The 19,364-nt window shown below is 62.6% G+C and carries 23 protein-coding genes; 9 read left to right on the top strand and 14 right to left on the bottom strand.

What is annotated here, in order from left to right; genetic code table 11:
- Nucleotide 1: 1 nt before the first annotated feature.
- Both L598_RS20145 and L598_RS20140 read right to left on the bottom strand, forming a co-directional pair.
- Nucleotides 2-589 (bottom strand): cysteine hydrolase family protein, encoded by a 588-nt coding sequence (locus tag L598_RS20145; protein ID WP_144865583.1) that lies wholly within the window; start codon nucleotides 587-589, stop codon nucleotides 2-4.
- Complete coding sequence (locus L598_RS20140; protein ID WP_144865581.1) at nucleotides 589-1,542, bottom strand: glycine--tRNA ligase subunit alpha; 954 nt, start codon at nucleotides 1,540-1,542, stop codon at nucleotides 589-591. The genes L598_RS20145 and L598_RS20140 overlap by 1 nt, the downstream gene beginning before the upstream one ends.
- A gap of 176 nt (nucleotides 1,543-1,718) precedes the next feature.
- Here L598_RS20140 and L598_RS20135 point away from each other — a divergent pair, with 176 nt between their 5' ends.
- The gene (locus L598_RS20135; protein ID WP_144865579.1) at nucleotides 1,719-2,042 is read left to right on the top strand and encodes a hypothetical protein; all 324 of its coding nucleotides are present in this window, start codon (nucleotides 1,719-1,721) and stop codon (nucleotides 2,040-2,042) included.
- 155 nt (nucleotides 2,043-2,197) lie between these two features.
- Here the strand turns inward: L598_RS20135 and L598_RS20130 are convergent, their stop codons facing one another.
- Nucleotides 2,198-4,252, bottom strand: coding sequence for a tetratricopeptide repeat protein (locus L598_RS20130; RefSeq protein WP_144865577.1), 2,055 nt, complete (start codon nucleotides 4,250-4,252; stop codon nucleotides 2,198-2,200).
- 119 nt (nucleotides 4,253-4,371) lie between these two features.
- Nucleotides 4,372-5,388 carry a polyprenyl synthetase family protein gene (locus tag L598_RS20125; RefSeq protein WP_144865575.1) on the bottom strand — a complete coding sequence of 339 codons (1,017 nt, stop codon included), beginning with the start codon at nucleotides 5,386-5,388 and terminating at the stop codon, nucleotides 4,372-4,374.
- 154 nt (nucleotides 5,389-5,542) lie between these two features.
- On the opposite strand from L598_RS20125, the gene L598_RS20120 reads away from it, so the two are divergent.
- The 6 genes from L598_RS20120 to moaB all read left to right on the top strand — a co-directional run bounded on the left by L598_RS20120 (nucleotide 5,543) and on the right by moaB (nucleotide 9,377).
- The gene (locus L598_RS20120) at nucleotides 5,543-5,770 is read left to right on the top strand and encodes a DUF2007 domain-containing protein (RefSeq protein ID WP_144865573.1); all 228 of its coding nucleotides are present in this window, start codon (nucleotides 5,543-5,545) and stop codon (nucleotides 5,768-5,770) included.
- Nucleotides 5,763-6,545 (top strand): methyltransferase, encoded by a 783-nt coding sequence (locus tag L598_RS20115; protein ID WP_144865572.1) that lies wholly within the window; start codon nucleotides 5,763-5,765, stop codon nucleotides 6,543-6,545. The genes L598_RS20120 and L598_RS20115 overlap by 8 nt, the downstream gene beginning before the upstream one ends.
- Nucleotides 6,546-6,615: 70 nt before the next feature.
- Entirely contained in the window at nucleotides 6,616-7,488 is an 873-nt protein-coding gene (locus L598_RS20110; RefSeq protein WP_144865570.1) for a S49 family peptidase, read from the top strand.
- Nucleotides 7,489-7,722: 234 nt separating this feature from the next.
- Complete coding sequence (locus L598_RS20105; protein WP_144865568.1) at nucleotides 7,723-7,908, top strand: hypothetical protein; 186 nt, start codon at nucleotides 7,723-7,725, stop codon at nucleotides 7,906-7,908.
- Between the two features lie 34 nt (nucleotides 7,909-7,942).
- Nucleotides 7,943-8,830 carry a 4-(cytidine 5'-diphospho)-2-C-methyl-D-erythritol kinase gene (locus tag L598_RS20100; protein ID WP_186445128.1) on the top strand — a complete coding sequence of 296 codons (888 nt, stop codon included), beginning with the start codon at nucleotides 7,943-7,945 and terminating at the stop codon, nucleotides 8,828-8,830.
- Nucleotides 8,820-9,377, top strand: coding sequence for a molybdenum cofactor biosynthesis protein B (gene moaB / locus L598_RS20095; protein ID WP_144865564.1), 558 nt, complete (start codon nucleotides 8,820-8,822; stop codon nucleotides 9,375-9,377). Before L598_RS20100 ends, moaB begins: the two co-directional genes overlap by 11 nt.
- A gap of 102 nt (nucleotides 9,378-9,479) precedes the next feature.
- On the opposite strand, the gene L598_RS20090 is transcribed toward moaB, so the two are convergent.
- Both L598_RS20090 and L598_RS20085 read right to left on the bottom strand, forming a co-directional pair.
- Entirely contained in the window at nucleotides 9,480-10,253 is a 774-nt protein-coding gene (locus L598_RS20090) for a type III pantothenate kinase (RefSeq protein WP_144865562.1), read from the bottom strand.
- 25 nt (nucleotides 10,254-10,278) lie between these two features.
- Nucleotides 10,279-10,806, bottom strand: coding sequence for a glycosyltransferase (locus L598_RS20085; RefSeq protein ID WP_144865560.1), 528 nt, complete (start codon nucleotides 10,804-10,806; stop codon nucleotides 10,279-10,281).
- A 163-nt stretch (nucleotides 10,807-10,969) separates the two neighbouring features.
- On the opposite strand from L598_RS20085, the gene L598_RS20080 reads away from it, so the two are divergent.
- Entirely contained in the window at nucleotides 10,970-12,124 is a 1,155-nt protein-coding gene (locus L598_RS20080; RefSeq protein WP_144865558.1) for a PA0069 family radical SAM protein, read from the top strand.
- 152 nt (nucleotides 12,125-12,276) lie between these two features.
- Nucleotides 12,277-12,927 (top strand): ribonuclease HII, encoded by a 651-nt coding sequence (locus L598_RS20075; RefSeq protein WP_144865556.1) that lies wholly within the window; start codon nucleotides 12,277-12,279, stop codon nucleotides 12,925-12,927.
- Nucleotides 12,928-13,113: 186 nt separating this feature from the next.
- Here L598_RS20075 and L598_RS20070 read toward each other — a convergent pair whose 3' ends face one another.
- The 8 genes from L598_RS20070 to L598_RS20035 all read right to left on the bottom strand — a co-directional run bounded on the left by L598_RS20070 (nucleotide 13,114) and on the right by L598_RS20035 (nucleotide 19,325).
- Nucleotides 13,114-13,599 (bottom strand): F0F1 ATP synthase subunit B, encoded by a 486-nt coding sequence (locus L598_RS20070; RefSeq protein ID WP_186445127.1) that lies wholly within the window; start codon nucleotides 13,597-13,599, stop codon nucleotides 13,114-13,116.
- Between the two features lies 1 nt (nucleotide 13,600).
- Nucleotides 13,601-14,185: a F0F1 ATP synthase subunit B gene (locus L598_RS20065; RefSeq protein WP_144865554.1), complete on the bottom strand. Its 585-nt coding sequence runs from the start codon at nucleotides 14,183-14,185 to the stop codon at nucleotides 13,601-13,603.
- A 71-nt stretch (nucleotides 14,186-14,256) separates the two neighbouring features.
- Nucleotides 14,257-14,481, bottom strand: coding sequence for a F0F1 ATP synthase subunit C (locus tag L598_RS20060; protein ID WP_008595464.1), 225 nt, complete (start codon nucleotides 14,479-14,481; stop codon nucleotides 14,257-14,259).
- A 51-nt stretch (nucleotides 14,482-14,532) separates the two neighbouring features.
- Entirely contained in the window at nucleotides 14,533-15,282 is a 750-nt protein-coding gene (locus tag L598_RS20055; protein WP_144865552.1) for a F0F1 ATP synthase subunit A, read from the bottom strand.
- Between the two features lie 36 nt (nucleotides 15,283-15,318).
- Nucleotides 15,319-15,687, bottom strand: coding sequence for an AtpZ/AtpI family protein (locus L598_RS20050; RefSeq protein ID WP_144865550.1), 369 nt, complete (start codon nucleotides 15,685-15,687; stop codon nucleotides 15,319-15,321).
- A gap of 205 nt (nucleotides 15,688-15,892) precedes the next feature.
- Nucleotides 15,893-17,008 carry a cell wall hydrolase gene (locus tag L598_RS20045; RefSeq protein WP_246658860.1) on the bottom strand — a complete coding sequence of 372 codons (1,116 nt, stop codon included), beginning with the start codon at nucleotides 17,006-17,008 and terminating at the stop codon, nucleotides 15,893-15,895.
- Nucleotides 17,009-17,216: 208 nt separating this feature from the next.
- The gene (gene der, locus L598_RS20040) at nucleotides 17,217-18,653 is read right to left on the bottom strand and encodes a ribosome biogenesis GTPase Der (protein ID WP_144865548.1); all 1,437 of its coding nucleotides are present in this window, start codon (nucleotides 18,651-18,653) and stop codon (nucleotides 17,217-17,219) included.
- Between the two features lie 6 nt (nucleotides 18,654-18,659).
- Entirely contained in the window at nucleotides 18,660-19,325 is a 666-nt protein-coding gene (locus L598_RS20035; protein ID WP_144865546.1) for a tetratricopeptide repeat protein, read from the bottom strand.
- Between the last annotated feature and the right edge of the window lie 39 nt (nucleotides 19,326-19,364).

Raw genomic sequence — 19,364 nt, 5'->3', positions numbered from 1 at the left:
ATCAATTCACCAGATCGGCAGTGCGGCAGATGATCGAGAAGCGGTCCGACAGGGCGGCGAGCTCGGCGCGGTGAAGATCGGCGGCAGCGACCACGCCGTCTCCCGAAGGAAGATCCCGCGTCGCGCTGGCGTCGGAGACGACCACCGTCTGGAAGCCGAGATCAAGGGCGGCGCGGGCCGTGGAAGAGACGCACATATGCGTCATGAAACCGGCGAGGACGAGCTTCTTCCGGCCGAGGCTGTCCAGAATCTCCTTCAGCTTTGTTCCCGCAAAAGAGTTTGGCAGGCCTTTCTCGACAATGGTTTCGCCGTCCTCGGGTGTTGCCTGATCGGCAAACCGGAAGGCAGTCTTCTCGGGATCGAAAAGCCCGCCGGGCTTGCCGCGATGCTGGACATGGACGACCGGCGCCGATTGCCTGCGTGCTGCTTCGAGAAGGAGCGCGATATTGTCCAGAGCCGGCTCCACGCCCGGCAGCGGCAGCATGCCGTCCACATATTCGCGCTGCGCGTCGATGACGACGACCACCGTTTCGGCCAGCTTCGGCGGCGTCAGGTCCGCGCCCGCCAATTGCAGAAGCGTCTTAGCCATCACGCGGCCTCTCTGTTGTAGTTGAATCCGCCCCCTTCCGTCTCCAGGAACGCTTCCCCGCAAGCCTTGGAAAGGTTGCGCACGCGCAGGATGTAGCTCTGGCGTTCGGTCACCGAGATCACGCCGCGCGCATCAAGCAGGTTGAAGACGTGGGAAGCCTTGATGCACTGGTCATAGGCAGGAAGGACCATGCGATGGGCTTCGCCCGCGGGCCTGTTTGCGCCCAATTCGAGCAGCCGCCGGCACTCGCCTTCGGCATCCTCGAAATGGCGGAACAGCATGGCAGTATCGGCATATTCGAAATTGTGCCGGGAATATTCCTGCTCGGCTTGCAGGAACACCTCGCCATAGGTGACCCTGCCCTCGCCTTCGAGCCCGTTGAAGTTAAGCTCGTAAACATTGTCCACCCCCTGCACATACATTGCGAGCCGTTCAAGACCGTAGGTCAGTTCGCCGGAAACCGGCGCGCATTCGATGCCGCAGACCTGCTGGAAATAAGTGAATTGCGAGACCTCCATGCCATCGCACCAGCATTCCCAGCCGAGCCCCCAGGCGCCTAGCGTCGGGCTTTCCCAGTCGTCCTCCACAAAGCGGATGTCGTGCACCAGCGGATCGAGCCCGATGGCTGCCAGGGAGCCCAGATAGAGCTCCTGCAGGTTCGGCGGATTCGGCTTCAGGATTACCTGATACTGGTAATAGTGCTGCAGGCGGTTCGGGTTTTCCCCGTAGCGGCCGTCCTTCGGCCGGCGCGACGGCTGCACATAGGCGGCATTCCACGGCTTCGGCCCGAGCGAGCGCAAGGTGGTGGCCGGATGGAAGGTGCCGGCGCCGACTTCCATGTCGTAGGGCTGAAGGATGACGCAACCCTGCTCCGCCCAGTAATTATGCAGGGTCAGGATCAGGCCCTGAAACGAGCGGCGGGGGTCCATATGGGATGGCGTGCTGACGGTCACGACGTCTCTCCGGGGGTCGGTCTCTTCAAGCGCCACCGCCTCCGAGGCAATTGACGCTCGCGTGAATTTGAACGAGCAAGTGCTATAACAGCGGATACGGTAGGTACAATCCCTTGGCCGGGCGTATTTTTGTCCCGACCGGGCTTTCGCGACCCCTGGCGAATGGAGCCGAGCATATGAGAATGAAATCCGGACTGGCAATCTTCACCGGCTGCGGGCTTGCGGCTTTCGCCTTCGCCTTCTCCGTTGCAACCACCGCGGCCGGGCAGTTTCCCGGAGATGGCGGGCCAGCCCATCACCGCGACCTCGTCTCCGGCTATCCCTGCGTGAACAATTTCTGCAGCGTGCTGCGCCTGCCGGGGACACGCTGCATCTGCAAGAAGCAGAATCCCGGCGAACAGAACCTCTCCCGGCTGCGGTTGGCCTGCTATACGACAGAGGGCGGCAATTGGGTCGCCTGTCCGGTGAAACCGCGCTATGGCATTTCCGTCAATCCGTAACTACCGGCCGTAACCCCTACCGGCCTGACCGTACCGGCGGGTACGGCAAGGTAAAATCCGCAACAGCCACGGATAGCAAGCTTTTTCGGGCTTCGCAGTCCGGTGCCCGTCTTCGAGGATCGGCAACCGTACCCGCCGGTACGGCCGCTGCGGCCCTATTGCGGCAGCCGGAGCTCCTGTCCGGGATGCAGGCTGTCGGGGCTCGTGCGCAATTGCGGATTGAGCTCCAATATGTCCCGATAGCGGTTGCCGTCGCCGAAACGCTCGACCGCAATCGACCACAGCGTCTGTCCCGGCTTCACGATATAGGAAGCGGGCTGCGCCGCATCCTTCACGGAAGCTTCGGCACCCTTGGCCTTGTCTTCGGTCTCCTGCGGCTTGTCGCCAGCGGCGTCCGCGGGCTCCTCGGCATCGTCCACCGGTTCCTTGGGGGTATCCGCTGTATCGCGGACGGCGTCCTTCGCAGCAGCCGGCGCCTGGGCCACCTTGACGTCCTCCTCGGGAGGCAGACCCTCTTCCAGCTTTTTCGACACGGAAGCCAGGAGGTCGGGTTCGGGATCGAGATCGCGGGCATGCGACCACTGGAACGTCGCCTCCAGCCGGCGGCCGACGCGCCAATAGGCGTCGCCGAGGTGGTCGTTCAGCACCGGATCACCCGGCTTCAGGGAAACCGCGCGTTCCAGCTCGCGGACGGCGTCCTCATACTGCCCGAGGCGGTAATAGGCCCAGCCAAGCGAATCGACGATGTATCCGTCGCTCGGACGCAGTTCGACGGCGGTCTTGATCAGTTCAAGGCCTTCCTCGAGGTGAATGCCCATATCCACCCAGGAATAGCCGAGATAATTCAGCACCTGCGGCTGGTTCGGATAAAGCTCCAGGGCCTTGTGGAAATTGGGCTCGGCCTTTGGCCATTCCTTAAGCCGCTCATAGGCTATGCCGCGCTGATAGAAGATATTCCAATGCTCGCGCGTCGGCTCCTCGAGCCGTTTCACGGCCTGCTCGTAGACCTCCGCGGCGGCCCGATAGTTCTCCTGCGAGGCATAGACGCTGCCAAGCGCGATATAGGCGCGCATGTCGTTCGGGTCTTCCTCCAGGGCAGCCTTTATGTGGCTGATCGCCTCTTCCTTGCGGTCGAGATCGGCGAGATTGAGCCCGATCTGCAGTTCGGCAATGCGCCGCAGCGGCGAAGCCTCGGGAACCTTCTCGTAGAAGGCAATGGCCGCCTCGGGCTGGTTCTGCTGTTCGGCGACCGAACCGAGCTGCGTCAGGATCTCGTCATTGGCAGGTCTGAGCGCCAGCGCATATTGCAGGTATAGCCGGACAAAGGATTCGCCGCCGCCGCGATTGAGCGCCGTCGCCACATTCAGCAATATTTCGGAAGCGCCCTGGGCCGGATTGCCGACGATTGCATCGACGCGGTTGCCGGATTCGATCCGCTCTCGCAGGAGTACCGTGGAAGCGCGGCCGGTGATGAATTCCTCCGCCTTGTCGAGGACTTTCAGCGCCCCGTCCTTGTCGCCCCCGCCTGCGAGATAGCCGGCATAGGCCTCTGCGGCGCGCATATAGGTTTCCGGTGCAGCACCGCCCGCGGCGACATTGTTGAGGACGGCGTCGAACTCCTTCACCGCCTCCTCGTGCTTCCCGCCGACCGCCGCCATCAGTGCGCGGTGATAGCCGGTAAACAGCGCATACCAATCGGGGCCATTGAGGGAATCGAGATGCTTGAGGCCGGCATCGGCATTCTCCGCACCGACCTTTGCCCAGGCCGCCATCACCCCGTTGATAAGGCGATCAAGGTCCGACTCCAGCACGATATTGAGCCAGTCCTGAACCTTTGCGTAGTCTTCCTTGCGAAACGCATCCACCGCCAGCGCCAGGCGCGAGAAGCGTTCAACCTCGGGGACGGTCTTCAGCTTCTCTGCATAGGGCAGCGCCTTGTCGAAGGAGCCGTTGGAGATCAGTCCAAGCAGGAGGCTCTGCTGGAGGTCCCGATTGTCCGGATCGTAGGAGAGAGCACGTTCGTAGAAGGTGACCGCATTGTCGAGATCATTCTCCAGTTCCGCCGACCGTGCAGCCAGAAAGGCGCCGGAAAACGAACTCGTCGCGACGGGCTTGGCCGCCTCTTCCTTCGCAAGCCCGGCCCCGGCGGTCAGCGCGAGTGCGACGGCCATGCCGACGGTCGCCAGAAGTCTTGCCCGTATACGCCGCATCGTTTCCCTTCCCATCGGTCCCTGAACAGTGTGACGGATTCGCAATCCCTTCAAGCCGAAGAGCATGGCCTTTTTGCGGTTAGGCTTCAATCCGTCACTTCGGATAGAGTCGAAGCGTCTCAGGTCACCCGGCTGATGCAGAAGTCGATGACGTCGAGCAGCGCCGTCTTCTGCGGCGTGTCCTTGAGCGGCGCCAGGGCATCGCGGGCGATCTCGCCGAAATGCCTTGCGCGGCCTATCGTGTCACCGATCGCGCCATGGCGGGCCATCAGGCCGATCGCCTTTTCGAGAGCGGCATCGTCCGTTTCCGCATTCTCGATGGCGCGCTTCCAGAAATCGCGTTCCTCGGCCGAACCGCGGCGATAGCTCAGGATGACGGGAAGAGTCACCTTGCCCTCGCGGAAGTCGTCGCCGACATTCTTCCCAAGTTCGCTGGTGGTGCCGCCATAATCGAGCGCATCGTCAACAAGCTGAAAGGCAAGCCCGAGATTCGTGCCATAAGAGCGAAGTGCGGCGCGATCATTGCGCGAGGCTTCAGCGATCACCGGGCCGACTTCGGCAGCGGCCGAAAAGAGGGCGGCAGTTTTCGCCTTGATCACGGTCAGGTATTCGTCCTCCGTCGTGTCGAGATTCTTCGACACACCGAGCTGCATCACCTCGCCCTCAGCAATGACGGAAGCGGCGGAGGAAAGGATGTCCAGCGCCTCGAGCGAGCCTACATCCACCATCATCCGGAAGGCCTGACCGAGCAGGAAATCGCCGACAAGCACGCTCGCCTGGTTGCCCCAAACGGTGCGCGCGGTCTCGCGGCCGCGCCGCATGTTGCTTTCGTCCACCACATCGTCATGCAAGAGCGTCGCCGTATGCATGAACTCGACGCTGGTGGCCAGCTTCACGTGCCCGTCACCGGAATAGCCGAACATCTGGGCGGCAGCGAGCGTCACCATCGGGCGAAGACGCTTGCCGCCTGAAGAAATCAGGTGCCTGGCGATCTGCGGGATGAGCTCCACGTCCGAGCCCGCCTTGGACAGGATCAGCTCGTTGACGCGCGCCATGTCGGGCGCGGTCAGTTCCATGAGCCGCTTGATGGAGGCCGTCTCGCGTTTCCCGCCTTCCAGATTGAGTACTACGCCCAAAACTCACGCTCCGTTACGGGAAGCCGATATCTTCCCTTACCGAATTCTAGGGCTGCGCCCTTCCGGTCGGCAAGCGACGAATTGGCGCGGCATCTTCCACTGCACGGATTCATCGGCGTTTACAACCTTGTTTCAACCTGCAAACGTCGCGCACATGATAGAACTCGTCAGAACCAACGATCCCGTCCTCATTTCGTTCATCGAAAGCCTGCTGCGCGATGCCGAAATCGGGTTTTTCGTCGCCGACCAGAATATGAGCATCATGGAAGGTTCGCTCGGCATCCTGCCGCGCCGCGTCATGATCGATCCGGCCGACGAGGCGGAAGCGCGCAGGCTTCTGCGGGATGCAGGAATCGGCGGGGAAACGGCCGAAAATGAATGAGGCGATGACAGAGGAAGAGGTAACGCTCGACGCCTTCCATCGCGGCGCCTTCTGGCTGGTACAGCCGGCGCGCCGGGGCCATCGGGCCGGCGTTGATGCGATGATGCTGGCCGCCGCGGTGCCCGGCTCCTTTTCAGGCAGGCTGGCCGATCTCGGTTCCGGCGCGGGTGCGGCAGGTTTTGCCGTTGTCGCTCGCTGTCGCGCCTCGAGCGTCACCCTTGTCGACCGTTCGCCGGAAATGCTGGAATTTGCCAGACGGAGCCTTGCGCTCGAACAGAACGAGGATCTGAGGAACAGGATCGACATTCTGGAGGCCGATGTCACGCTTGCGGGCAAGGAAAGGAACGCCGCAGGGCTGGAAGACCGCTCCTTCGATTTCGCCATCATGAACCCGCCCTTCAATGCCGGTGTCGACCGCGCCACGCCTGATGCACTGAAGCGGCTCGCCCATGTCATGGATGACGATCTGTTCGAACGCTGGATCAGGACGGCAACCGCAATCGTGAAGCCGCGCGGGGGCCTCGCGCTGATCGCACGGCCCGGCTCGCTTCATGCCATTCTGATGGCCATGGCCGGCCGCTTCGGCAATGCGGAGATCCTGCCGGTCCATCCGCGCGAGGATGCGGCGGCGATCCGGATCGTGGTGCGCGCCCGCGCCGGGGCGCGCGGCGGCCTGTCTGTCCGCCCTCCCCTCTTCCTGCATGGAAAGGGGGACAGCTTCACGGCGCGCGCCGACGACATCAATAACGGCCGCGCTTCGCTATTCGGGGATTGAAGCTTTCCGACATTGCGCAAACGGCAGAAATGCCTACATGCATCTCGACCCAATTCTGGAGCATCCTTCCGTGAGACCTAGCCTGAGCCGCCTGCTTCCCAAGCGCTTCCGCCCCGAAGGCGTCACCATTCCGGTCATCCGCCTGCATGGCGCGATCATGGCCGGAGCAAGCCAGTTCAGGCAGCATCTTTCGCTCTCCTCGACGGCCGGGCTGATCGAGAAGGCGTTCTCCTTCAAGGATGCACCGGCCATCGCCATTTCCATCAATTCTCCCGGCGGGTCGCCGGTGCAGTCGCGCCTGATCTACCGGCGCATCCGCGACCTGGCGACGGAGAAGAACAAGACAGTCCTGGTCTTTGTCGAGGATATCGCCGCTTCCGGCGGCTACATGATCGCACTCTCCGGCGACGAGATCATCGCCGATCCCTCCTCCATTGTCGGCTCGATCGGCGTGGTGTCGGCCTCCTTCGGTTTTCAGGAGCTGATCAAGAAGGTCGGCATCGAACGCCGCGTCCATACCGCGGGGCAAAACAAGGTCACGCTAGACCCCTTCCGGCCGGAGAAGAAGGAGGATGTCGAGCGGCTGAAAGCGATCCAGCTCGACGTGCACGAGACCTTCATCAATCTCGTCAAGGAGCGTCGCGGCGCCAAGCTCTCCGACCATCCGGACCTTTTCACCGGCCTTTTCTGGACCGGTTTGCGCGGAAAGGAGCTGGGGCTGGTCGACGCGATCGGCGACATGCGCTCTTATCTGAAGGAGCGCTACGGCCCCAAGACGCGGCTCCAGCTCATCGCCCCGCAGCGGGGATTGCTAGGGCGACGCCTTGCCTTGCTGGGCGGCCGTGTGGAGATCGGACCGGAAATCGCCGCCGCTGCCGCCGCCGGCATCATCGATGCCGCCGAGGAACATGCGCTCTGGCAGCGATACGGATTATTGGAATGAATTGACATTCGATACCAGTTCGATGTTAGCCTGGAAATCGAATTCCAAATTCAAAAATCACAATAAAATCATAAAGTTGATGGCGGTTTTTATTCTGATATTTGCCTTCGCGACTGATATTAATGGGATGCAAATGTTGGAAACGAAGCACTATGAATAAGGCGGCAAGGCGAATAGCATGGGTCTTCACCTGAGGCCAATCGACATTCAGGGCTTGGGAGGAGGGACCGGATCATGCCTCAATTGATCTTTTTCGCCATTGTCGGTGTCGCCGGCTATCTGGGCTACCGCTCCATGATGCGCGAGGCAAAGCGCGTCACCGCCCGCGTGCGCCGCGCCGAGCGGGAAGCGGCGACCGGAACGCAAGGCACTCTGGTACTGGACCCGGAGACGGGCGAATACCGTCTTGCCAAGGACTGACCGCGGTCCAGCGGCCATTCTCATGACCTGTTATATGACCGGGCCCCTTACCTTCATCGCTCCGGCGAAGATCAATTTGGCGCTGCACATCGTCGGCAGGCGCAGCGACGGCTATCACCTGATCGAGAGCCTGGCCGTCTTCGCTGAAGACGGCGACCATCTGAGCGCCGAACCGGCCGAGGCCGACGACATCACCGTCGCCGGCCGCTACGCGGCACAGGTTCCAATAGGCGAAGCCAACCTCATTATCAGAGCACGCGATCTCCTGCGCGAGCGTTTCGGCGCCGCTGCAACGCAGCCGGTGGCGCTGCGGCTGGAAAAGAATCTGCCGGTCGCCTCGGGCATCGGCGGCGGATCGAGCGACGCGGCCACCACAATGCGCATGCTGGCGCGGCTCTGGAAGCTTGAGGCGGAGGATGCCGAACTGGCGCGGCTCGGTTTGCAGCTTGGCGCCGACGTGCCCATGTGCCTCGCGGCGCGCCCCCTTCTGGCGCGCGGAATCGGCGAAAAGATCGAGCCGCTGAAGCGTTTCCCCGCCCTTTTCGTCGTTCTGGTCAATCCGGGCGTACCACTGGCGACGGCGCATGTCTTCCAGGCGCTTTCCAGGGCCAACAACCAGACCATGCCCGTCATATCGGCTGACGGCGACGCGGATGCCGTCATCGACTGGCTGAGCGCCACGCGCAACGATCTGGAGGAGCCGGCAATGTCGCTGGCCCCGGAAATAGCCGATGCGCTGCAGGCCTTGCGCGACAATGGCGCCATCCTCGCCCGCATGTCCGGCTCCGGCGCCACCTGCTTCGGCATATTCCGGTCGAAAGGCGAAGCCGAGCGCGCCGCTGCGGCAATCTCGGACGCAGCCCCGGCATGGTTCGTTTCCGCAACGAGAATTGCGCCCGTGGAGGGAAATGATGGCCGATAAAGGTGCAGGGCGCCCCTTCATCCCGGTCGGCTTTGCCGTCCTGACGGTTTCCGACACGCGCAGCCTCGCCGACGACAAGTCAGGCCTGCTGCTTTGCGACCGGATCAGCGAAGCGGGTCATAAGGTTGCGGACCGCCAGATCGTGCCCGACGATATCGAGGCGATCCGTGCCATCGTCTTGCAATGGTGCGCCGACACCGCCATCGACGCGGTGATCACCACGGGCGGCACCGGCTTCACCGGGCGCGACGTCACCCCGGAGGCGCTGGAGCCCTTGTTCGAAAAGCGCATGGACGGCTTTTCGGAAGTCTTCCACCGCATCTCCTATGACAAGATCGGCACCTCCACCATACAGTCGCGGGCGACCGCCGGGCTGATTCAGCAGACCTTCGTCTTTGTCTTGCCTGGCTCGCCCGGCGCCTGCCGCGACGGATGGGACCTGATCCTGAAGGATCAGTTCGACTACCGGCACATGCCGTGCAATTTCGTCGAGATCATGCCCCGGCTGGACGAGCATCTGAAGCGCGGAGCGGGCAAACCGGGCTGAAATCCCATATTCCAACACTCTTCGCTTAGCTTCGAGGTCGAGGATGACGGACGGGGAAGCGTTTGCAGCCAAGATCTTGCCGCGCACAAAACCGCAGCGGCTCTAACCCAGACCCGTATTGCGCCGATGGATCTCCAGAAGTCCACGGATCGTGACATCCGGGTCGAAATGGTCGATCACCGTGGTGGCGTCATAGAAGAGCGAGGCCACGCCTCCGGTGGCGATCACCGTCATCTCCTCCTTACGTTCCTCCTTGATGCGCGCGATCATGCCCTCGATGAGGCAGATATAGCCCCAGAAGACGCCCGATTGCATGGCGCTGACGGTGTCGTTGCCGACGACGCGCTCGGGCTTTCTGAGCGCCACGCGGGGAAGCTTGGCGGCGGCGGCATGCAGGGCTTCGACCGAAAGATGGATACCGGGAGCGATCGCCCCGCCCTCGAAGCCTCCGTCCGCGGCGACCACGTCGAGCGTCGTTGCCGTGCCGCTATCGACCACGATAAGCGGGCCGGGATAGGCGATATGCGCGCCAAGCGCATTGACGATGCGGTCGGAGCCGACCTCCGATGGCTTGGCGGTGCGTATGGGGATGCCAAGCTCCGCATTCTCGCCAATCACCAGCGGCTCGGCATTCAGATAGCGGCGGGCGAGATTGCGGAGATTGAAGATCGATTGCGGGACGACGCTGGAGATGATGCAGGAATCGAGCATCTTGAGCTGCAGGCCGGCCATATTGAGGAGTTGCGCAAGCCAGACCGCATATTCGTCGGCGGTGCGGTTCGCTTCCGTCGCGGTGCGCCATTGCGCGACCCATCGCTCGCCGTCATGGATGGCGAAAAGGCTGTTGGTATTGCCCTGCTCAATGGCAAGAAGCATGGCTCGGCTCCTCCTGCGCCTCTCTTCACTTCCGCTGAGAAGTGGCCGCCGGCCGGCCGGCAACGAAAATTTCCCCGTCCAGCCGCTTCATGGCCAGTCCGCGGGCGATGTCGTCGGCGTGCCTGGCCTTCTGTACCAGCGCTGCCGCTTGCCGCTTCGTTATCAGGAGTCCGTCAGCCAAGGGTCGCTTGGCGGAAAAGACACGTACCAGGAATTTTGCCCTGCCCTGCTTCGAGCGCGTGAAGCATGCCGGCGCGGTCGAGCGCGCCACATGGTCAAGCACGCCGTCCATCCAGCCGTCGCAGAGCCGGGCGCCAGGCTCCAGCAGCGCAAGCCATTCACCCTTTGCCTGGCGCAAGGCCGTGCCGATCCCGCCCTCGGCGACATAGCGGCAGCCGGCATGTTCGGCGACCAGATGCGTATTGTCGGTGGAACCGGTGTCGCAGACGATTACCTCGCGCACGACGCCCTCAACGGCGCCGCCCACGAGCGAGGCCAATGTCCTCGCCAGCTCCTCCTCATGGTTGCAAGTCTCTATCAGGACACTGAGCATTTGGTTAGCCAATAAACGAAAGCGGAGCCGAGCGCCAGTTGTGCGATGCAGCACCTGTGGCAGGTGCAAAAGTTCTTGATTTGTTCTCATTTGATGGATAGGAATAGATTCATCTTGAGGCGCGATTCGCCTCACGCTGAACCCGGCTTATGGAGACCGGAACATGGAACAGATCAGCCGCGCAGACGTTGCCGCCTTCAAAGGCGGAGGCGCGACGATGGCCAATGCAGTCATAGAGGAAAGCGGCATTCGCATCGGTTTCGACCGGCGCAGGGGCCGCGCGGCCGGAATCAATCCTTCGGGCCGCTTCGAGCCGGTTTCAAGGCACATCTTCGACGACGGCTGGAACTCGCTGGAGGAACTGCCGCCCTTCAAGACCGAGGTTCAGGTCGAGAAGCCGCGCCGGATCATAACGCGCAACGAATCTCCCGACATTTCCTTCGACCGCTCCATCAATCCCTATCGCGGCTGCGAACACGGCTGTGTCTACTGCTTCGCGCGCCCGACCCATGCCTATATGGGCCTTTCGCCGGGCCTCGACTTCGAATCGAAGCTGTTCGCCAAGCCGGATGCGGCCGCTCTTCTGGAACGTGAACTGTCGAAGGACGGCTATCAGCCGCAGACCATAGCCATCGGCACCAATACGGACCCGTATCAGCCAATCGAGCGGCAATATCGCATCATGCGCGAGATCCTGGAAGTGCTCGAAAAATACAGGCATCCGGTCGGGATCGTCACCAAATCGGCCCTGGTGATGCGCGATATCGACATTCTCTCGCGCATGGCCGAGCAGGGTCTCGCCAAGGTCGCGCTTTCGGTGACGACGCTCGACCGCAAGGTGGCGCGGACCATGGAGCCGCGCGCGGCCACACCGCCGAGGCGGCTGGAAGCCATGCGAGCGTTGAGCGATGCCGGCGTTTCGGTCTCGGTCATGATCGGCCCCGTCATTCCCGGGCTGACGGACCATGAGATCGAACGCATCCTGGAATCGGCCTATGCGGCCGGCGCGCGCGAGGCAGGCTACATCATCCTGCGCCTGCCGCTGGAGGTCAGCCCGATCTTCAAGGACTGGCTACTGCGGCATTTTCCGGACCGCTACCGCCACGTCATGACGCTGGTGCGGTCGATGCGCGGCGGCAAGGATTATGATTCGGAATGGGGCAAGCGCATGAAGGGCACCGGCCCCTATGCCTGGCAGATCGGCCGCCGCTTCGAGATCGCAGCGCGGCGGATCGGCTTCAATACCGAAAGACGCAAGCTGCGCAATGATCTCTTCAAAGCCCCGTCCGGAGGCGGAGAGCAACTCGTGCTTCTGTGACAAAGGCATGTCCGCTTCCCGATGGCGGATAGCCAAGGAATTCCGTTCGGCCGCCCGTCCCCTGCGATGCCGACGGAGACTTCCCTGACGTAAACCCATGACGTCGGGAAGGACTTGCGGAGAATCGGTCGCGATGCGAGCATCGCCGCATCATGGCTCGCACGCAGACCGATTCTCCACTTCTTTTCGATATTCCGGTGCGGCCGGATTTCACCCTCGAGAGGGCTGTCATCCGTGACGGTCTGGCGCCGGTCGCAGGGTTGGACGAGGCGGGCCGCGGGCCGCTTGCCGGCCCCGTCGTGGCCGCCGCGGTCATACTCGATCCGGAGCGCATTCCTGACGGCCTCGATGATTCCAAGCGGATGCCGCCCGAGACGCGCGAGATGCTGTATTCCGCGATCTTCAATACGGCCGTAGCCGTCTCGGTTGCGTCGGTTTCGGCCTCTTCCATCGACAGGTCGGACATCCTCAGGGCAAGCCTTGAGGCCATGCGGCGGGCGCTGCGCGGGCTTTGCGTGCAGCCCGCCTTTGCGCTGGCCGACGGGCGCGACATCCCTCCCGGCCTGCCCTGCGCCGCGCGCGCGGTGGTGAAGGGGGACCAGCGTTCCCAGTCGATTGCCGCCGCTTCCATAGTCGCCAAGGTGACCCGCGACCGCATGATGATGCGCAGCGCCACAGTCAATCCGCACTACGGTTTCGAAACCCATGTGGGCTACGCCACCGAGCGGCATCGCAGCGCCATTGTGGAACATGGCCCGATCACCCGCCTCCATCGGATGACCTTCGCACCGTTCCGATTGTGAGTTGCGCGTAAAAGCACCCCCGGTGTCATCCTGATTCGATCGGGACCTCCGCTGACCTTCGTGGTCATCGAAATGCCACCCAGTGATGGTGAAAGAAATCCCAAGGCAGGCAGCCTTTCATCATACTGGACAAACAAAAACGCCGCCGGGTCTCCCCGACGGCGTTCGATGTCTCTGTGCAGAACTTCAGTTGAGCTTCGACTTGACCTGCTGGACCGACGATTTGAACAGATCATGGGTGGTCTTGACGTCCACCTTTTCCGTCAGGAGACGGCGGGCCGCCTCGATGGCGATGTCGACGGCGCTGGAGCGCACTTCGCTCACCGCATCGCGCTCGGCCTGGGCAATCTTCTGCTCGGCCAGAGCGGTGCGACGGGCGACATAATCTTCTGTCCGCTCCCTTGCCTCCTGGGCGATCAGCTCCGCTTCGCGGCGGGCGGCGTTGACGATGTCCTCCGCTTCCTTCTCGGCCTCCTGGCGCTTGCGCTGATATTCGGCGAGAAGCTGCTGGGCGTCCTCACGAAGCCGGCGCGCCTCATCGAGCTCGTTGCGGATGCGCTCGGCACGCTGGTCGAGCGCGCGCGACAGCATTCCCGGCACCTTCATATAGATGAGGATCGCCACGAAGACGATGAGACCGATCGTGGCCCAGAATGTAGCGTCCAATGCCATCTTACTGCCTCACAGCCTTGACCGCGGCGGCAACCGCGCTCTTGTCGGCCTTGGAGCCGATGAGTTCCTGGACGATGAGAGCGGCCGTTTCCTCGGCGATCGCCCCGACATCCTTCATCGCCGTCGACTTGATCGTGGCGATGCGCTCGTCGGCTTCGCTAAGCTGCTCATCAAGCCGGGCTTCGACCTTCCGGCGTTCGGCCTCGGCTTCGGCCTTCGCCTGATCACGCGCTTCCTGGCCGATCACATTGGCCTTCTTGCGTGCTTCGGCAAGCTCCTGCTCATAGGCCGCCACGGCAGCGTCGGCCTCGTCCTTCATGCGGGCGGCCTGATCGAGATCCTGCGCGATGCGATCGCGGCGGACCTCCAGGATATTGCCGATGCGCGGGAGCGCGACCCGTTTCAGGAAGAGATAGAAAAGGCCGAAGGTGATCGCCAGCCAGAGGAGCTGGGATGGAAAGGTGCTGGAATCGAATGGCGGGAAACCGGCCTCATGGCCGCTTCCGTGTTCCACGCCCGTTTCCGTATGGGTCTCGCCCGCAGCGCCCTCGTCTGCCGATTGCGCGAATGCCGGTGCCACAAACATGTGCTTTTCCCGTTATGACAGGCCGGCCGCGAAAAGGCTCGCAGCCGGCTCTTACGCATGCCTGCCGATTCTTACGTGAAGAGCAGGAGAAGCGCGACCAGCAGGGAGAAGATGCCCAGAGCTTCGGTCACGGCGAAGCCGAAGATCAGGCGGCCGAACTGGCCGTCGGCGGCAGACGGATTACGCAGGGCGCCGGCAAGATAGTTGCCGAAGATATGGCCGAGGCCAATACCGGCGCCGCCCATGCCGAGACAGGCGATACCAGCGCCGATTGCCTTAGCTGCTTCTACTTCCATTTTTGAACTCCTTGTGAATCGAGAATTCCAGATTGGGGTGTGGCGGGTTCTCTAGTGGCCGGGATGCAAGGCGTCGTTGAGGTACATGCAAGTCAGAACCGCAAAGACATAGGCCTGCAGGAAGGCCACCAGAATTTCGAGGCCGGTGATCGCGACCACCATGACGAAGGGAAGAACCGCTCCGGCCATGCCGGCCACGCCGAAGGCGCTGAGCGATGTCACGAAACCGGCGAAAACCTTGAGCGTGATATGACCGGCCAGCATGTTGGCGAAAAGACGAACCGAGAGGCTGACCGGGCGGGAAAGGAACGAAACGACTTCTATCAGAACCACGAGCGGGACAAGCACCGCCGGCACGCCGCTCGGCACGAACAGTTTCAGGAAACCGAGGCCGTGCTTCCAGAAGCCGTAAACGATCACGGTGCCGATGACGAGCAGCGCCAGCGCGAAGGTGACGATGATGTGGCTGGTGATCGTGAAGAAATAGGGGAACAAGCCAAGCAGATTGCCGACCAGCACGAACATGAAGAGAGAGAAGACGAAGGGGAAGAACTTCATGCCGTGGGAGCCTGCCGCGTCGCGCAGCATCGATGCCACGAATTCATAAAGCATCTCTGAGATGGACTGCAAACGCCCCGGCACCAGGCCGCGGCTGGAGGTCGTCAGGAACAGGAAGGCGCCCGAAGCCGCAACGGTCGCGACCATGAAGGCTGCCGAATTGGTGAAAGAGAAATCGAGGCCGCCGATCTCGATCGGGATCAATTTGGAAATCTGGAACTGGTGGATCGGATCGTTTGCCACCGTGTACCCCTCATCCTCAAACGCGCATAGCGCAAACTAGTTCTCATCACCGGCATCCGGGGCCCGCTTGGGCGCCCTGGATCCGAAATCCGCGACCAGCCCGGCCGAACGCAGAACATTCAATACTCCGGCCGCGAAACCCAGGAGCAGGAAAACAATCAAGCCCCAGGGCGACGTACCGGCCATCCTGTCGATGAACCAGCCAAGACCCGCACCGACGACAATCCCGGCAATGAACTCGCTGGAAAGCCTCAGCGCATTGCCGAATCCTCCGACGCCGTCGGACTTCGAGTCTCCGCCCCCTTCCGGCTCTTTGGGCCTTCGAGATGCAAGCGCGGCCTCAAGTTCGCGACGCCGACGATCCAGATCGTTCGGCTGGTCCCCGTTGGCCACCGCAACCTCCATGCCCGGCAAGCCGGTCAGCGGCTGTCCGCTTCAAAGTCGCGCGCAACATAGAGACCGGCCCCGCGCCAGTCAAGCCACGCCGAAGGTCCGCAAACCATCAGATTAATACAATGAAAACAACAACTTGACCATGTGCGACAATGCGCGCGCGACGGCGGGATGGAATAGTGTTGCGAATCCGCCGCGGAATCCCGCCGCCAGCCCGCTAGTTCCAGCCGCCGCCATGGGTGCGATAGAAGATGTGACGCCCGATCTTCTTCATCTTCTCCATCGCGCCGGCCCAGCGCGGCTGCACATAGGTGGCGTGATAGTGGGTCGAGGTCCCGACCTCGGGAAGCCAGATCTTGCCCGCCGTGACGGCCAGCGCCACCTCTTCCGCGATCCGGTAGTGGGACGGGCTCTTCACTCTGTCGCGAATGCCGTCGCAGGCAAAGGAGAACTGGCAGCGGTTGCGCCATTTGTCGTTCTGGTAGACGACGCCGCAGATGGTGCTCGGATAGGCGGGATTGCGCACACGGTTCAGGATGACCTGGGCGACGGCAGCCTGCCCTTTCACCGATTCGCCGCGCGCCTCGAAATAGACGCCTGCGGCCAGGCACTGCTGCTCGCGCTCGGAAAAGACGCTCGGCGGCAATGGAGTCTTTGCCCATGGATGGTCGTCGTCCATCACCGGCGGAATGAATCTGCCGTCGTTCTCGTCCTTCAGGATGCTGGCGAAGGGCGATTCCTTCGCATAATTCGGCTCTGCCGGTGCGAAGGCCGTCGCCAATATGTCGGCCTTGTCGTTGTTGACCAGTTCAGCCACCATCGGCGGCAAATTGGACGCGGCCTTATCTGTCTCCTTGACGAAGAAGGTCGAGGCGATCTGGACCTCCTTCCCTTTGATCTCGGGCTTGACGAAAGCCATCACATATTCCGACGACGATCCAAGGAGAGAGGCTTTCTGCTCGAAGATCGAGCCGGCATTGAAGAATTTCGGCGGCGCGACGGGAACGGTATTGGCAACGCGGCCCTGCTTTTCGGCGCGGTTTATCCGCACTTCGTCGGGCGTCGTGCCGCGGAAGCCCCCTTTGGCGCGAAAGGCGACGGAGCCGATGCCGGGCAGTTCGACGCCCGCGCCGGAAACCGCGCCCGTGCGGATGCTCTTGTCGATGAAGGGCATTTCGGCCTGATGCACGGAACCGGCGACCGAGCGCTCGACAAAGGTCGTCCAGCGGTCCGATCCGGTCTCCAGGCCGGATATCATGCTGCGCATGTCCTGATAGGCCGTGGCGGTAGGCGAGGCCACCGACAGGCAAAGCCCGACGGCCAGAGGAGCGATAAAAGCCCGATTCCGGTCGATCGTCGCCCGCAAGCGGACAAAGTGAGGAGCCAGCCGCTCTACATATAGAAACAGCGGCTCTAGACGTGGAAGATGCACCCAACCCTCTCCGAACGCAAACTCAACCCGTTTCCGAAGAAGGTAGGTTGTTAACCTTGATCAGCGGTTAACGACGGCCGAAAAATGGCCTTTCGTCTGCGACAGAATGTCAGGTCGAGGATCGGCGTTTGCGGGCGCGTCCCGCATAGGGATTTTCGGACGTGCGCAGGGCCATGCGGATCGGCACCCCGGCAATGTCGAAGGAATCACGCAGCCCGTTGACGAGATACCGGACATAGGATTGCGGCATGGCTTCCGGCCGGGAACAGGAAAGCACGAAGCCAGGTGGCCTCGTCTTTACCTGTGTCATGTATTTCACCTTCAGCCGCCTGCCGGCCACGGCCGGCGGCGGGTGCTGCGCCACCGCGCCTTCCAGCCAGCGGTTGAGCCTGCCGGTGGAAATGCGAGTGTTCCATACCTGATGGGTGCGCAGGATCGCCGCCATCAGCTTGTCGAGACCGCGGCCTGTCTCGGCCGAAATCGGCACCGCCTGCACACCGCGCACCTGCGGCAGGAGGCGTTCGGTCTTCTCACGCAGTTCGGCAAGCATCTCCTGCGGGCTTTCGATCAGGTCCCATTTGTTGAAAGCGATGACCGGCGCCCTGCCCTCGCGGATGATGAGATCAGCGATCTGCAGATCCTGCTTCTCGAACGGGATCGTCGCGTCGAGAAGGATGATGACGACCTCGGCGAAGCGCACGGCGCGCAGGCCATCGGCGACGGAGAGTTTTTCCAGTTTCTCCTGCACACGCGACTTGCGCCGCATGCCTGCCGTATCGAAGAGCTTGATCCGGCGGCCGTTCCACTCCCAGTCGACGGAAATGGAATCGCGCGTGATGCCGGCTTCCGGCCCGGTCAGCAGGCGCTCCTCGCCGATCAGCGTATTGATGAGCGTCGACTTGCCGGCATTGGGCCGTCCAACCACGGCGATGCGCAGAGGCCTGGTCGGATCGTAGGCGGGCTCTTCGGCATCGGGATCGATGTCGTCGCCCACGAGAATGGTGTCGGCGGTCGGGAACTCCGTCTCCGGTTCGCGGCGGAGCGCCTTTTCCTCTCCGAGTGCGGCGATGATGGCATCGCGCAACTCGCCCATGCCGAGCCCGTGTTCGGCCGAAATCGCCACCGGCTCACCCATGCCGAGCTCCCAGGCATCGAGCAGGCCCGCCTCGGCCCCACGCGCCTCGGACTTGTTGGCGACCAGGATGACCGGCTTTCCCCGGCGCCGGAGCAGGGAGGCAAAGGTCTTGTCATCAGGCATGAGGCCTGCCTTGGCATCGATAAGGAAGAGGGTGACATCGGCCTCGTCTATCGCCAGTTCGGTCTGCGCCCGCATTCGCCCTTCGAGCGTCGAGGCACCGGCATCCTCGAGACCGGCCGTGTCGATGACTTCGAAGCGCAAATCCTGCAGGCGCGCCGCATGAACGCGCCTGTCGCGCGTCACACCCGGCGTGTCATCGACAAGCGCCAGCCTGCGCCCGGCCAGCCGGTTGAAAAGCGTCGACTTGCCGACATTCGGCCTGCCGATGATGGCGACCTTGAAGCTCATCCTTCCTCACGAAGAGGATGTGGAGCCGGCGATCAGCTCGGTCATTGTCCCGGCGCGCTGACGAGCATTGGCCGGCGCTTCGGCGTCGTTCTCGATCTGCTCGAAAAGGTTCATTGCGTCCTTGAGCCGCCCCGCCTTCCAGGCGGCAAGGCCGAGCGCCTCGCGGGCGGTATGGCGCATCGGATTGGTATCGACGGCAAGCTCCTCGACCCGGGAGGAAACATCCTCATAGGAACCGTGATCGACCAGGATAAGACCGGCGCGCATACGGGCGACGTCGCGGATCGCCTCGGGCACGGAGCGGTCGTTCGCCACCTCGTCGAACGCCGTTACAGCGCCCTCATAATCTCCCTTGTCGGCGAGCACGGTCGCCGCGCGCATGCGGGCGAGCAGCGGGTACGCTCCGTGGCCGGTCTTTTGCAGTTCCTCCAGTGCGGCAAGGGCCTCGTCGCTGCGTCCCTGATTGGCGAGTTCGAGCGCCTGGGAAAAGGCATCACCGGACCGGTTGGCGCGCGTCTGCTGCCAGTAATCGTAGCCGACATAGACGGCAGTTCCCAGAACGGCGAGGACGGCGATGACGATCGCAGCCGGACCATAGCGCCACCACAGCGCCTTCATCTGATCCTGGCGAATCTCCTCGTTGACCTCGCGAATGAAACCGTCGTCGGACATCAATAAAACCGTTCCTGCCGGGGCGGCATCGCTCCGGTT

Source organism: Mesorhizobium sp. J18 (assembly GCF_007829525.1).
Classification (GTDB): domain Bacteria; phylum Pseudomonadota; class Alphaproteobacteria; order Rhizobiales; family Rhizobiaceae; genus VLJP01.
Note: the sequence above shows the minus strand (reverse complement) of the source record. Positions and strands in the feature narration are given on the sequence as shown.

Bases quoted from the DNA above. Each gene is read 5' to 3' on its own strand.
- L598_RS20060 (WP_008595464.1), bottom strand. From the start codon at position 14,481: ATGGAAGTAGAAGCAGCTAAGGCAATCGGCGCTGGTATCGCCTGTCTC.
- L598_RS20135 (WP_144865579.1), top strand. From the start codon at position 1,719: ATGAGAATGAAATCCGGACTGGCAATCTTCACCGGCTGCGGGCTTGCG.
- L598_RS20100 (WP_186445128.1), top strand. From the start codon at position 7,943: ATGACCGGGCCCCTTACCTTCATCGCTCCGGCGAAGATCAATTTGGCG.
- L598_RS20120 (WP_144865573.1), top strand. From the start codon at position 5,543: ATGATAGAACTCGTCAGAACCAACGATCCCGTCCTCATTTCGTTCATC.
- L598_RS20050 (WP_144865550.1), bottom strand. From the start codon at position 15,687: ATGGAGGTTGCGGTGGCCAACGGGGACCAGCCGAACGATCTGGATCGT.
- L598_RS20075 (WP_144865556.1), top strand. From the start codon at position 12,277: ATGGCTCGCACGCAGACCGATTCTCCACTTCTTTTCGATATTCCGGTG.
- L598_RS20065 (WP_144865554.1), bottom strand. From the start codon at position 14,185: ATGTTTGTGGCACCGGCATTCGCGCAATCGGCAGACGAGGGCGCTGCG.
- moaB (WP_144865564.1), top strand. From the start codon at position 8,820: ATGGCCGATAAAGGTGCAGGGCGCCCCTTCATCCCGGTCGGCTTTGCC.
- der (WP_144865548.1), bottom strand. From the start codon at position 18,653: ATGAGCTTCAAGGTCGCCATCATCGGCAGGCCGAATGTCGGCAAGTCG.
- L598_RS20085 (WP_144865560.1), bottom strand. From the start codon at position 10,806: ATGCTCAGTGTCCTGATAGAGACTTGCAACCATGAGGAGGAGCTGGCG.
- L598_RS20070 (WP_186445127.1), bottom strand. From the start codon at position 13,599: ATGGCATTGGACGCTACATTCTGGGCCACGATCGGTCTCATCGTCTTC.
- L598_RS20035 (WP_144865546.1), bottom strand. From the start codon at position 19,325: ATGTCCGACGACGGTTTCATTCGCGAGGTCAACGAGGAGATTCGCCAG.
- L598_RS20130 (WP_144865577.1), bottom strand. From the start codon at position 4,252: ATGCGGCGTATACGGGCAAGACTTCTGGCGACCGTCGGCATGGCCGTC.
- L598_RS20145 (WP_144865583.1), bottom strand. From the start codon at position 589: ATGGCTAAGACGCTTCTGCAATTGGCGGGCGCGGACCTGACGCCGCCG.
- L598_RS20115 (WP_144865572.1), top strand. From the start codon at position 5,763: ATGAATGAGGCGATGACAGAGGAAGAGGTAACGCTCGACGCCTTCCAT.
- L598_RS20090 (WP_144865562.1), bottom strand. From the start codon at position 10,253: ATGCTTCTTGCCATTGAGCAGGGCAATACCAACAGCCTTTTCGCCATC.
- L598_RS20080 (WP_144865558.1), top strand. From the start codon at position 10,970: ATGGAACAGATCAGCCGCGCAGACGTTGCCGCCTTCAAAGGCGGAGGC.
- L598_RS20105 (WP_144865568.1), top strand. From the start codon at position 7,723: ATGCCTCAATTGATCTTTTTCGCCATTGTCGGTGTCGCCGGCTATCTG.